Annotated in this window: 7 protein-coding genes; 5 read left to right on the plus strand and 2 right to left on the minus strand. The window is 55.4% G+C overall.

Features of this window, described 5'->3' with window-relative positions; genetic code table 11:
* Positions 1-21 precede the first annotated feature (21 nt).
* The 5 genes from PCH05_RS20060 (at position 22) to PCH05_RS20080 (ending at position 10569) form a co-directional block, all read left to right on the plus strand.
* Positions 22-900 (plus strand): carbohydrate ABC transporter permease, encoded by an 879-nt coding sequence (locus PCH05_RS20060; protein ID WP_127605166.1) that lies wholly within the window; start codon positions 22-24, stop codon positions 898-900.
* A gap of 39 nt (positions 901-939) precedes the next feature.
* Complete coding sequence (locus PCH05_RS20065; protein WP_127605168.1) at positions 940-2670, plus strand: sensor histidine kinase; 1731 nt, start codon at positions 940-942, stop codon at positions 2668-2670.
* A 16-nt stretch (positions 2671-2686) separates the two neighbouring features.
* Positions 2687-4354: a response regulator transcription factor gene (locus PCH05_RS20070; RefSeq protein ID WP_127605170.1), complete on the plus strand. Its 1668-nt coding sequence runs from the start codon at positions 2687-2689 to the stop codon at positions 4352-4354.
* Positions 4355-4439: 85 nt separating this feature from the next.
* Positions 4440-5735: a Gfo/Idh/MocA family protein gene (locus PCH05_RS20075; RefSeq protein WP_127605172.1), complete on the plus strand. Its 1296-nt coding sequence runs from the start codon at positions 4440-4442 to the stop codon at positions 5733-5735.
* A 409-nt stretch (positions 5736-6144) separates the two neighbouring features.
* On the plus strand, positions 6145-10569 hold the full coding sequence (locus PCH05_RS20080) for a DUF4855 domain-containing protein (RefSeq protein ID WP_127605174.1): 4425 nt from the start codon (positions 6145-6147) through the stop codon (positions 10567-10569).
* Positions 10570-10713: 144 nt separating this feature from the next.
* Here PCH05_RS20080 and PCH05_RS20085 read toward each other — a convergent pair whose 3' ends face one another.
* Both PCH05_RS20085 and fdhF read right to left on the minus strand, forming a co-directional pair.
* Entirely contained in the window at positions 10714-11187 is a 474-nt protein-coding gene (locus PCH05_RS20085) for a helical membrane plugin domain-containing protein (RefSeq protein ID WP_127605176.1), read from the minus strand.
* Positions 11188-11205: 18 nt separating this feature from the next.
* The gene (gene fdhF / locus PCH05_RS20090; RefSeq protein WP_371860567.1) at positions 11206-14121 is read right to left on the minus strand and encodes a formate dehydrogenase subunit alpha; all 2916 of its coding nucleotides are present in this window, start codon (positions 14119-14121) and stop codon (positions 11206-11208) included.
* Between the last annotated feature and the right edge of the window lie 285 nt (positions 14122-14406).

The raw sequence follows: 14406 nt of genomic DNA on the forward strand, positions 1-14406 counted from the left end.
CAAAGGAGAACGGTCATACGTATGAAAAAGTCATTGGGCAGACGGCTGTTTCTGGGCTGCAACGTCGTATTCCTTGCGCTGTTATCCTGTCTATGTCTGATGCCGATCATCCATATCTTAGCGATCAGTTTCAGTTCGGGCAATGCCGCATCGGCCGGCAAAGTTCTGCTGTGGCCTGTGGATTTCACTCCGGCCGCTTACCAGAACGTGTTTGGCAGGCCTGAATACATGCGGGCATTTTGGGTGACGATCCAGCGGGTCGTGCTCGGCACGTCGATCAGCATGTTTCTTACCATCCTGACGGCATACCCGCTATCCAAAGAAACGACCCAGTTTGGCATGCGCACCTTTTACGCCTGGATTTTCGTGTTCACGATCCTGTTCAACGGAGGATTAATTCCGTGGTACATGACCGTCAAGGCGGTGGGTCTCATCGATTCAATTTGGGCCTTGGTGCTGCCGGGAGCGGTTCAGGTCTTCAATATCATTCTGCTGCTGAACTTCTACCGGGGCCTGCCGAAGGAGTTGGAGGAATCCTCCAAGATCGACGGGGCGGGACACTTCACGACACTGTGGCGAATCTATGCGCCGCTTTCCATGCCTGCGCTTGCGACCACGGGGCTGTTCACCATCGTCTGGCACTGGAACAGCTGGTTCGACGGCATGATTCTGATGAATCATCCGGACGGGTACCCGCTGCAGACCTTCTTGCAGTCGATCATTATCAAAATGGACCTGCGCTTCCTGAAATCGCAGGACATCGAGCTGATGCAGAAGCTGTCCGACCGGACGAGCAAAGCCGCGCAGATTTTCGTTGCCGCCTTCCCGATCCTGGTCATTTATCCGGTGCTGCAGCGGTTTTTCATTAAAGGAATTGTGATGGGGAGTGTCAAAGAATAATAGTTCCGCGCCGATCAACTCATCCAGGGGGAACGAACCATGAAGCTCTTATTCCGACTGAAGGACTCCTCGATTTTCATGAAAATGATGGCGGTATTCCTGAGCGTGCTGCTCCCCCTCATGATGATTACCTGGTTGATCAATGAGCGGGGGGCGAGCAGCATTCAAACGGAAATATCGCGTTCCACGCTCAACACGGCGAGCTTCTATCTGGATTCGCTGGATAAGGAGGTTGACCGCATTTCGCAGTACTTGCCCAATTACGTGACGGACAGCGACTTGATGGAGCTCGCGGCGATTGGTACGGACATGACGTATTACGAACGAGCGCAAAGCATCACGATGATTCAAAAGCGCCTGGATCTGATGAAGAACTCCAGTCCCTTCATCCGCGAGGCCAAGGCCTACGTGCCGAAGATCGGCCGCACGCTGCTCAGCGTCAAATATGAAACCTCGATCGACGAGGAGGAATATGCCGCGATGCAGCATGGCGGGCCGAATTACAGCGAGCCGTTCATCTATTGGAAGGATCGTCTGTTCTTGACGATGTCCTATCCCACGAATACGTTCAAAAGTCCGCTATACGTCGTGGGCGTCGAATTGTCCGTGAACAAAATCAAGGAGGCGCTGCAGCAGATCACCGGAACGCTCAGCGGCGAAAGCATGCTCATGAACATGGAGCGGGGCTGGGAGATACGCAGCAACGATGACTCCGAACTATCGAATTCGCTCCAATCCTTCATCCAGCATAAGCAGGTTGCGGGCGCGAAGCAGGGTTATGACATGGTTCGGTTTGGAAGCAAGCGATATCTCACCGTGTTCAAATACTCGGAGGTCTGGAAGACATATTTGATTGCCTGCATACCGGAGTCGGCCGTGCTCGGCCCGATCCATACGTACAGGCAGTGGTTTTTATGGGCATGCGCTCTTGCGGTCGTCGCGGGAACGTTTTTTTCATATTCGCTCATCAAGCTGATGTACCGACCGCTCATGCGGCTCATCCACGGCTTTAAACGCGTGCAAAAGCTGGAGCTCATCCCGGTTTCGATCGACCGCAGGCACGACGAATTCGGATATTTGTACCAGGCCTTCAACGATACGGTTCATTCGCTGAAAACGTTGATTGAGCAAAACTACGAGCAGCAGATCCGGAGCCAGCGTTCGGAGCTCAAGCGTCTGCAGTCGCAGATCAATCCCCATTTTCTGTACAACTGTTTTTTCGTCTTATGCCGGCTGATCAAGTCCGAGAATAAAGATAAGGCGTACCAATTTTGTCTTTACATCGGCGAATACTTCCAATTCATCACCCGCGACGACGAGGACGTCATTCCGCTTGCGCTCGAGGCAAAGCATTCGCGCACGTACCTCGACATGCAGACCATATGCTACGGAGACCGGATTCGTGTACGGTTCGACGTTGAAGAGCCCCCGCTGCGGGTGCCGCGCCTGATCCTGCAGCCGATCATCGAGAACGCCTACAAGCATGGATTCGGCGCAATGGCCGGCCCAGGCGAGCTGGCCGTTACGAGCTGCATGGATGAGGGGCGTTTCACGATTTGCGTGGAGGACAACGGCAACAATCTGGACGACGACAAGCTGAAGCAGCTGAGCTGCAAGCTCGTTCACTCGGCCGACCGTCTGGAAGAGACGACGGGTCTCCTGAATGTTCATCGGCGGATACAGCTGCATTACGGGGCGGACTACGGACTCGAGGCGTCCCGTTCGAAGCTTGGCGGACTCAAAGTGCTTATACATCTTGGCGTAGAATAAGGAGGAACCGAAGGCTATGCGCAGGCTGCTTATCGTAGACGATCTGCCCATCATTGTAGACGGGCTGCTGGAATTGTTTCAAGGCACGGAGCATTTGGATCTGGAGGTACTGAAGGCGTATTCAGGTGACGAAGCGCTGCAGGTCATGCGCCAAACTCCGGCTGATATCGTGATCTCCGACATCAAAATGCCGGGCCTTGAAGGGATCGAGCTGCTGCAGGTCATCCAGGGGGACTGGCCTGCCTGCAAAGTGATCTTTCTGACGGGATACAATGATTTTCAATATATCCGCAGCGCCATGGCGTACGGCGGCTTTGATTATATTCTGAAGGTGGAGAGCGACGAGAAGATCATCGCTTCCGTAGAGCGGGCCGCCGCGAAGCTCGATGAAGAGGGCGGGCAGCTCCAGATGCTGGAGCGCGCCAACGAGCGGATGCGCCAAGCGCTTCCGCTGCTGCAGAAGGAATATTCGTGGGAGCTGCTGCAGGGCAAGCAGGAAACCCGGGAGCAGTTGGCCCGGCGTCTGGAAGAACTGGCGATTCCGCTTCAGGCCGAACGGCGGGTGCTGCTGCTTCTCGGGCGGGTCGATACCTGGAAGGAATCGTTCACGCCGCTCGATAAAACGCTGCTGCTGTACGGCGTCCAGAATATCGCCGAAGAATATGCCGGATCCGGCTTGCAGTGCCATTCCTGCGTGTATGACGGTTCACGGATCGTGTGGATGCTTCAGCCGAAGGATTCCGGAGCCGATGAAGAGGCGGCCTGGCAAAAAGGATACGCGCATATCAGCGCTATGCTGGAGAATATCCAGCAGACCTGCATGCGGCTATTGCGGGTGTCGGTTTCCTTCGCTCTTGGCAGCGAACCGACGGACTGGGCGGCGATCTCGGAGCGGTTCCATATGCTGAAATATTGCTTCATTTATGGCAGCGGCCTGTCCCCCGCCGTCATCGTCACGGACTCGGATCTCATCAATTTCCAGGAAAGCGGGGCGGAAGCGAGCGATTACTGCTATCACACCCGTCTGCAGCTGCTTCAGCAGTGCCTTGAGAATCATCACCGGGAGGAATTCAACAAGCTGTATTTGCATGTCACGGGGATATGGACGCCGGATAACCATGCCTTTGGACGAAAAATGGAGCTGTACCATTCGATGGCCTCCATCTTCCTCTCCTGTCTTGACCTTCATAAAGCGTTCCGGCAGGCCGTCCATGAAAAGTTCGAAATAGCTCTCCTTTACCATAAAAACGATGATGTTCCATGGCCGGAAATCAAGCAGTATTTCTGGAGCATGGCTGACTGCTTTTTTGCCTGCCAGGCTGCGGAAGGCGGGCAGGTGCCGACCGATCTCGTTAAAAAGGTACACCGTTTCATCGAGGAGCACCTGGCCCAGGACATTTCGCTGATTGCCATCGCGGACCACGTCGGCCTGAATCCCTCGTACTTCTCCCGTTTGTACAAACAGCTGACGGGGACGGGATTGTCCGATTACATCAATGAATACCGCAACCTCAAGGCGAAGGAATGGCTGCTGAACAGTACGATGAAGGTGAATGAGATCGCCGCGGCGCTTGGCTACAATTCGGCGCTCGCGTTCATCCGTTTTTTCAAAAAGCAAAATCAGTCCACCCCGCAGGAATACCGGCTTCAACGCCAGGCGGGGGAAGTCAAGAAGAGTATATGAATGTATCGATTAATCTCTTTCGGCTCCGCCGGCAGGTGGCGTACAATCAGGGCACAGTATGCACCATGACGAGGAGGAACGTAAAGTGAAGACAGTGACTGCGGTTCTGCTTGGAGCCGGAAGCAGAGGACGGTATATCTATGCTCCTTATGCGGAGAAGCACCCCGAAGATTTGAAAATCGTGGCGGTCGCGGAGCCGAATGCGGAACGCCGGGAGCGGATCGTGGCGATCCACGGCATCGCGCCGGATCGCGTCTATGCGTCCTGGGAGCAGGCTTTCGAACACGGGCGCATCGCGGATGCCATGATCATCAGCACCCTCGACCGCCTCCATTACATGCCCGCCATGAGAGCTTTGGAGCTGGGATACCATGTCCTGCTCGAGAAGCCGATGTCGCCTGTGGCCGAAGAGTGCATCCGCATCGAGCAGGCCGCGCTGGCGCAGCAGAGGGTATTGACCGTCAGCCACGTGCTGCGGTATTCGCCTTTCTGGTCCGGCATTAAAAGCTGCATCGAAGCCGGCGAGGTCGGTACGATCGCGACGATCCAGCATTCCGAATACGTGGGCTACCGTCATATGACGCACAGTTACGTGCGGGGCAATTGGCGCAATTCAAGCGAGTCGAGCCCGATGATTCTGGCCAAATGCTGCCACGATCTCGACATCATCTCATGGCTGATGGATCAGCCCTGTACCCGCGTCAGCTCCTTCGGGTCGCTGCTGCATTTCCGGGAGGAACAGGCGCCGGAAGGCTCCACGGAGCGGTGCACGGACGGCTGCCTTGTCGAGCGCAGCTGCCCTTTTTCAGCGCTGAAGCTGTACAACCAGCCTCCGGAACATCCATGGGCGCGCTACATCACCCCCGATTTGTCTGCGGAAGGCATTATGCAGGTGCTGAAGGAAGGGCCTTTCGGCCGCTGCGTGTACCGCTGTGATAATGACGTCGTCGATCATCAGATCGTCAACATGGAGTTCGCAGGCGGGGCGAACGCCACTTTTACACTGTCGGCATTCGCAGAGAAGGAATTCCGCAGGGTTCGCATCATGGGAACGAAAGGTGAAATCTACGGCGATATGGAAGCCGGGAGCTTTACACTTAACCGCTACGCCACCGGCGAAACGATCCGGTTTCACTGCGGGGTCAAGGGGGACGGGCATGGCGGCGGAGATGAACGCATGATCTACGATTTCGTGCGCCAGGTGCGCGAGCGCGAGTATGACCGTGTTTCGGGAGCGGGTCTGACATCGGCAACGGCTTCCTTGCAGAGCCACCTGATCGCGTTTGCCGCGGAAGCATCCCGGCTTCAGGGAGGCATGATCGTCGAACTGGACGAGATGGTAAAACGGGCGGCAGATCAACCTTCCGGCACGCCTAACTAGAACGTTATACGAGACCGCTTGGAAAACTTCGGGTTTTCAAGCGGTTTTGTTGTTTAATCGAGATCGCCGTCCGGTCCCGCGATCCTTCTGAATCGAGCAAAAGCATGACATGCATAGGTCTTCAAGCCATAGATCAACCCTTGCGTGCAAGAACAGGACTTTTCTGGAGGGAGAAATGCCCGTGTATTGCGAGTTCTTAAGCACGAGTAAACAAAAGTATATCGAAAGTCATTAGAAATCTCTTTGATGCACGCCTAAAACTGCATACAGTAGAGTCATTGCAGGTGCTTACAAAATCAACGGTTGGAACATGCCTTCGAAAGGAGGGGATCGGGCGGATCCTGCAACGGATCGGCGGCAGTCGGAAGACTCGTATGCGACTCGAAGATTTTGAAGGGAGCTGGCTTTGATGAAGATGAAATGGAACAAAAAATGGGCATCAATCCTCGCGATTGCAGCCCTCCTGCTGACGCCGGTGCATGCCTTGCAGGCGAAGGAATCGGGCATGGCCGCGCAAGTGTTGGCATCCGCGAACACGGGCATGAGCGAAGGGAACGAAGGGACAGAGCCGGCACCGGGCACCGGCGAACCGGATGCGGGGTCAGGGTCACCTGAAGCGGAGCAGCCGGCAGCGAATCCGGGTGGAACCGATGCCGGTCCGGAGCAGCCGGCGGACGGCGAACATGATCCGGCGAACCACGCGGAAAAGGCGGAGGGTGAAGCCGGGCAGCCGGCAGCCCCGGAGGAAACACAGCAGACAGAGCCTCGCAATTTAGCGGCAGGGCTCTCCTACACATGGTCAGAGGAACCGGACGCCTCGCACCCGGACAATGGGAATCAATTGACCGACGGCGTGTACGGCGCGCTGGATATGAACGATCCGGCATGGGTCGGGCACTGGCACAAAAAAACGCGCGAAGTCGTGTTTGATCTGGGTGAAGATAAATCGATCTCCAGCGTGAAAGCCAATTTCCTGAAAGACTATCCGGCGAATTCGATCCTCAATCCGCTGACGGTTTCGATGTACGTTTCAGACGACAACGTTCACTGGGGACTGCTCTCTGACAATGCGACCCAGCGGTTGTGGGGGGAGGAGCCGGCCACGACTGAAACGTACGAGTGGGACGGCAGCCGGGACGGTATCAAAGGCGGGAATCCAAGCGCCAAGATGGCGTATGCCCGTTACGTGAAGGTCACGTTTACGATGCATCCCACGCAATGGACGTTCATCGACGAGATCGAAATTTGGGGCTTGGACGGCCGGTCCGATGGAGCCGCGACGGTTCCGGCCAAGGACCCGCAGTTCATGGCGCCGGGCGACGCGACCGCGGGCATCCGCAATCTCGGGCTGCTCTATAACGGGCAGTACAAGGACGGTTTGGGCGATTGGACGAAAGAGCGGATCATACCGAACATCAGCTACGTCGATAAAGACGGCCATCCGACCGACTGGCTGTTCGACGGTGTTCTGTATCTGGGGCTGTCTTCCCCCGCTGGCCATGATTTTGGCTTGGGGCAGGCGAACCTGGATGAATGGAAGTGGTATTTGAATAAAACCTTTCAGAACAAAGGCGATATGGAGCAGCTGAACGAAGCGACCCGGGAGGTGGCCGAAAAGCTGAATCAGCCCGACTATAAGGAAAAGGTCGTTCTGATGGTTCCGAATCCGGGAGAATCCCTGAGCGATTTCGGCGACGTCGACGGGGACGGCATCAGCGAGAACTTTAACGCTTCCGGGATCGGAAGAGAGAAAGCGCTTGCAAATCGGCTCGAGGCCGTGGATTGGTGGCTGGATCAGGTGGAGCGCACATTTCAGAACGCGAATTATTCCAACCTGGAGCTTGCCGGGATCTATTGGCTGGATGAGCAGATCAGCACCAGCCCGGACGGTCCGGACTTGCTTCGGGCCGTCAGCGGGAAAATTCACGACAAGCAACTGAAATTTTTCTGGATTCCGCATTTCATGGGATACAAAGTATTTATGTGGAAGGACGTCGGGTTTGATGCCGTGGCCTTCCAGCCGAACTATTTCTTCGAGCAAACGGAGTATGACCGCTTCGAGGATGCCGCGAATTTGGCAAAGCAATACGGCATCTCGAACGAGGTCGAGTTTGACGACCGGATGCTGAGCGACGGCGTGTTCCGCGAACGCTATATCGATTATTTGAACAGCGGCGTCGAAACGGGCTTGATGCAGAACGGCTTCAGGGCCTACTACCAAGGCAACAATGCGGTATACAATGCCGCGATGAACGCCGATCCGTCGAACCGGGTGTTGTACGATTGGCTGTACCAATATGTGAAAGGCACGTATCAAATCAACAATGCGGCGCCTCCGGAGGCCGTCGTGCAAATGAACGGTCAGCCGTTTCAGAGCGGCGCCGCCGTAACGGAAACCGAACCGGTCAAGTTCACGTGGCAGCTTAAAAACGATGACGGCAGCGGCCTGACGAAGGTCACGGCCATGTTCGACGGTAAGCCGTATACCTCCGGCACGGCTCTGGATTTGACGGGCAAGCCCGGAAAGCATGAACTGATCGTTGCCGTCACGGCGGGCAAGTCGCAAAAAACCTCTTACATCATCCGTGCGGTACCGAACGCGGACAGCATGATAACGCTGGTGAACCGTTTTGCTGAACAAAAGCAGTTTGCGAATGCGGAAGGGCCGCGAGCGTTGAATAATTACCTCAAATTGATGAAGCGGTACGAAGGCAAGGATGCAGCGCGAGAGGATGTCTATTTGAAAGGGTTTAATACGAAGCTTGATCTGTTGAAAAAACAGTCCCTCGTTCAGGAACAGGCATACGGCTCGTTGAAGGAGGACGTATACGATTTGGCGGGCAACCTGGCGGAAAACAAACCGGCGCAAGCCTCTTCAATTGAAGGAAACAACGAGAATTATGCCCCTTCCAAAGCCGTGGACGGATTCCCTGCGACGAGATGGGCGAGCAATTACGACGACAACAGCTGGTATCAGGTCGATCTGGGCGAATCCCGAACCCTGGATACTATCCGGATGGATTGGGAGTATGCCCGCGCCAAAACGTATAAAATTCTGGTTTCCGACGACAAACAGAATTGGGTCAGCGTAGTGAAGGACAACGGCGGCATCATCACGGCGCATGATGGCAAGGAAACGCTTCGCTTCGATCCGGTGAAGGCCAGATACGTAAAATTCCAAGGCATTCAAAGAAACACGGATTACGGCTATTCCTTCTATGAATTCGGCGTATACCAGCTTCCGGATGCCCCGGAAGCCAAACCGATCGACGGACTGCGCGCATCCGTGGATGACGCATCCCGCAAAATCACGCTGGACGGACTGGTCATGACCGGCGAGCTTGCGCAGGTAAAGCTGAAAGTCCTGGATCCGAAGGGCAAGGTGAATGTCGAAGCCCAAACGGCTAGCACGGAAGCCGGGGATTTCCGCTTCGCATTCACGCTGAAGGGCGAAGCCGAAGGCATCTATGAAGCTTACGTATCCATGGACGGGATGACGGGCCCGGAAAAGGTGACGTTCGAATACAAGAAGGCTTCGACAGGCGGAGGGAACGGAGGAACTGAAGGCAGCGGCGGTAACGGGAGCCAGAGCGGCAGTGCGAATGCCGTGTCCACAGGAACGGCCGCCGCGCCTTCGGCCAATTTCCGGGCGCAGCCGGACGGCTCCGTGCGGGCAATCCTTGCTTCCAAGCTCGAAGCAGACGGTACTACAGCCTCCGGCGCCATCGGCGGGCCGGAACTCCTGAAGGCCATATCCCTGGCAACGACCCATGCCGGGGGTACGCAGAAGATTGTCCTAGAGCTGAGCGCCGTCGCCGGCGCTTCCCAATATGCAGTCGACCTGCCGGCTGACGTACTTCTCTCGCATCCCGGTTTGCGGATGGAGGTCATCACGCCCAAAGCTTCAGCCACATTCGCCTCCAAGACGCTATCCTCCATTGCAGTCGGTGTCCAACCCATTCGCTTTAAGGTGAGCGAGCGGGATCTTCAATCATTGGACCCGGCAGTGAGGAAGCTTGCGGGCAGCAGGCCTGCCGTGCAACTGGAGTTTATCGTGAACGGCACCTCCGTGTCCTGGAAGGACGAAGAGGCGCCAATGAACGTTTCGGTCCCTTACGAGCGTGCCGGCAACGAATCGACTTCCGGCATCGGCGTGATGCTCGCCATCCCGCAGCAAGCCGGACGGACGATTCGGAAAGCCGCATATGACGATGCGGGCAAATTCGTAACGTTCGAGGCGGACCGTACCGGCGTCTACACGGTGATCTATGTGGAAGCGACGCCGGAATTTGCGGATATCGAAACCTATCCGTGGGCCAAAGACGCGATCGAGACATTGGCGGCTTCCGGGATAGTGAAGGGAACGTCCGCGGGTGCGTTCAGCCCGGCCGAACAGGTGACCAGGGGGGATTTTATCCTGATGCTGGTACGTGCACTCGGATTGAAAGCCGAAGCGGACGGCTCCTTCACTGATGTCAAACCGCAGGATTATTATGCCGAAGCCGTGGCGACCGCCAAGCAGCTGGGCATCGTGATCGGTATGAACAATGGGCAGTTTAAACCGAATGCCAAAATCACGAGGGAGGATATGATGGTCATGGTGGCGCGGGCCATCCAAGCGGCGAAGAAGCAAGAAATTCAAGGAGCCAAGGCCGCGCTTGAAGGGTTCAAGGATGCAGGCGGTGTTTCGGGGTATGCACTCGCCAGTGTCGCGGGTTTCGTCGAGCTCGGCCTGATTCAAGGGCATAACGGCATGCTCGAACCGAAGGGGCAGGCGACCCGCGCCGAAACGGCCGTTTTTCTGTACCGCATTCTGAACGACACGGGATTGTAAAGGGAGCTCCCCGGGACAACTTCACAAAAAAAAGAAAAGGCAGATTCCGCTGGCGGAATCTGCCTTTTTCAATCCTAAGGGAAAAGCATCTATATAACATGGGGAGAGCATCTATAAATATGAAGCGAAAGAAAAAATACCCTCTTATTCGCCCAGTCCTTTGCCCATGCCCTTCAGGAAGCGCAAGCCAAAGCCAATGGCGCGGTTCACATCCGGATCCTTCAGGGCGCTCATCAGCGAGAATACGCTGACCTTTTTGTCCTGCGGCGCGTTTGCTTCCTCCAGACCTTTGGCTACACTGCTGAGGAGCTTCGAGGTCTGGTCGGGATCGATCGCGGATAAAGCTCCAGCCGCGGCTAGACCGTTATTGATCATATTCGTCATTTCAGGACGCTTCACCTGGTGCAGGGCGATTTCGGCAATTTTGGCTTTTGCCTTCAGCATGGATTCCGCGGCTTCCAGAATGCCGCTTCCGTACAGCTCGCTCAGCACGTCGATCGCTTTGTCAATCGCCTGCTCATGCTCGGCGAGGGAATCCGTCAGCTGGTCGATAGACTGCTGCTTCATCTCTTCTTCGGTGAGCACGCGTTTTTTGATGAAAGAAATAGGTTCTGCCATCGTTATACCACCTTTCCTTTAGTCCACCAGGGATACATAGCCCGGACGGTTCCACTTGCGCTCGACCTCGACCCCGTTTTGCGGATGCCGTTTCTTGTTTCGCGGATTGCTAAGCGGCAGCGGGTTGGTTCCCTTGATGTTCAATATTTGCATCCGGACCTTCGTCTGCTTATAGGCAGGGGTATGCGTGCGCACGTCCACCGCGCCGCCGGTCAAAAGGTTGACGGCCGTTTCGTGGCTGGTGGAGTGCATCGGAACGTACACTTCATTGCGGTGTACCCGATCCGTCACCAACGCCTTCAGCTTGATGGCGCCATATGGAGATTCGAGGCGAACCAGCGATCCGCTCTCCACACCGCGCTGCTCCGCAAGCTCCGGCGAAATTTCCACGAATACCTCCGGCAGCTTCAGGTTGATGCCGTGCGATTTGTTGGTCATGTTGCCTTCATGGAACTGCTCCAGGAGACGGCCGTTGTTCAGCACGAGATCGAATTCCGCCGGGAATTCCACCGGTGGAATGTAGTCAACCAGCGAGAAGCGGGCTTTTTTGTCCGGGAAATGGAATCCTTCAGTGTACAAGAGCGGCGTGCTTTCGCCTGTCGGAGATCCCCAGGTAAAGCTGCCCCAGCCTTCCAGCACTTCGTAGCTGGCTTGGCTGAAGAACGGCGTCAGGCTGGCCATTTCAGCGAAAATTTCGCTAGGATGGCTGTAGTTCCAGTCAAAGCCGAGATGCTTCGCAAGCTGTGTCGTAATCCACCAGTCCGGCTTGGAATCGCCCATGGGTTCCATGACCTGGTACAGGCGCTGCACGCGGCGTTCGGTATTGGTGAACGTTCCGTCCTTCTCGAGGGAAGGGGCGGCAGGCAGGATGACGTCGGCAAACTGCGCGGTTTGGGACAGGAAGACGTCCTGCACCACGAAGAAGTCAAGCTTGCTGAGCAGTTCGTGCACGTGGTTGGCGTTGGAATCGACCCAAGCCATGTCCTCGCCGACCAGATACATCCCTTTGAGTTCACCGCGCTCGACGGCATTCAGCATTTGAATGTTATCCATACCCGGCTTCGGTGAGATGCTTACGCCGTAAGCTTGCTCGAAACGGGTACGGGCTTCATCGTTCGATACATGCTGGTAGCCCGGCAGCCATGGCGGCAGGGTACCCATGTCGCAGGCGCCTTGCACGTTGTTGTGTCCGCGGAGCGGATAAGCCCCTGCGCCTGGGCGCATGTAGTTGCCTGTTGCGAGCAGCAGGTTTGAGATGGCTGCGGAAGTATGCGAACCCGCCACGTTTTGCGTGACGCCCATTCCCCAGCAGATCGCGGTTCCGTCCGCTTCGTGAATCATCGTTGCGATCGAAATGAGCGTGTCTTTGGAAATGCCGGTTTCGGCTTCCGCGAATTCCAGCGTGAACTTCTCCAGCAGCTGTGCGTATTCACCGTACTGATTCACATGCTGCTGCACGAACGCTTCGTCATGCCAGCCCTGATCGATCATGTATTTCGTAACGGCCGAGAGCCATACGAAGTCGGTGCCCTGCTTCGGACGAATAAAGAGATCCGAGCGTTCCGCCATCTCATGCTTGCGCAGATCGGCTACGATCAGCTTTTGTCCATGCAGCTTATGGGCACGCTTGATGCGCGTTGCGAGTACCGGATGGCCTTCCGCAGGCGCGCAGCCGATCAGGATGACAAGACCTGCCGCAGCAATATCCTTGATCGAACCGGCATCGCCGCCGATTCCTACGGTGGACATCAAGCCGTCCGATGCAGGCGATTGGCAGTAGCGGGAGCAGTTGTCGATATTGTTGGTTTCGAATGCCTGACGCGCCAGCTTTTGAATGACGTAGTTTTCTTCGTTGGTAATTTTGGAGGAAGAAATAAATCCGAGCGCATTCGAGCCGTATTCCTTCTTGATGCCTCCCAAACGTTCCGCAACAAGAGAGAGTGCCTCATCCCAAGTTGCCTCAACGAAAGCATCGCCCTGACGGATCAAAGGCGTTGTGATGCGTTCTTCGCTATTCACGAAATCCCAGCCGAATTTGCCTTTGACGCAGGTCGAAATCGCGTTGACCGGTGCGTCGTGCGAAGGCTGGACTTTTAGAATCTTGCGGCCTTTAGTCCATACTTCAAACGAACAGCCGACGCCGCAAAAGGTGCAGACCGTTTTGGTCTTGCGTGTTCTCGTATCGCGCATGGCGGCCTCAATTTCGGAAATGGCAAAAATGCCGCTGTAGCCCGGTTCCACCTCTTTGACCAGATCGATCATCGGATCAAGGATCGGCTTATCGATTGCAGTCATGAATCCGGCTTCGCCAAGCATCGATTTTTCCATCAGCGCGTTGCAAGGACAGATGGTCACGCATTGTCCGCAGCTGACGCAGGAGGAATCGTTGATGGAGGTTCCGCCATCCCATTTTACGCGCGGAATGTCGGCTTCCCAGTCGATCGAAAGAGTCTCGTTGACCTGAAGGTTCTGGCAGACCTCCACACATTGACCGCAGGCGATACACTGGTTCGGATCGTACCGGTAGAACGGATGGGACATATCGACCTCGGAAGCGTCGACCTTCGGCCGGTAAGGGTATTTTTGATGCTCGATTTCCATCAGCTCGGCGGTATTATGCACCTTGCAGTTGCCGTTGTTGTTGTCGCAGACCGTGCAGTACAACAGATGGTTTTCAAGAATCCGGTCCATGGCTTCCGTTTGGGCTTCTTTGGCCCGGTCCGAGGACAGCTTGATGTCCATGCCGTTTGCTGCTTTGGTAGAACAGGCGCGTTTCAATTGCCCGTTGATCTCAACAATGCAGGTATCGCATGTTTGGATCGGGTCCACTTCGGGTACATAACAAATTTGAGGGTGTTCTAATCCTGCAAGGTTAATCGCCTCGAGGACCGTCATGCCCTCTTTGACTTCAACCTTTTGTCCGTTCAAAGCTATACTTACAGTTACCTGGCTCACGAAATAACCTCATTTCCCCAATTTTTTCACCATAACGGAAGGTTTTGCCAAAATATAAGCGGATTGTTCATAAAAAATTCCACAAACAAAAAACTCCACTAAACCTGGTCCGCTAGTTCTGGTGCGGCAGGTTGTAGTGGAGTAACCGATTAGCAATGGCCTACTAAACAGATCATTCCCGTTATTTTGTCAAAACTGTGTCTCGCCCTGATTATACTACTTCCTCTTCAAAAAACAAGATTGAATTATTTGGCTCAGGGTCCA

Origin of the sequence: Paenibacillus chibensis (genome assembly GCF_004001045.1) — a bacterium.
Lineage (GTDB): Bacteria > Bacillota > Bacilli > Paenibacillales > Paenibacillaceae > Paenibacillus_AQ > Paenibacillus_AQ chibensis.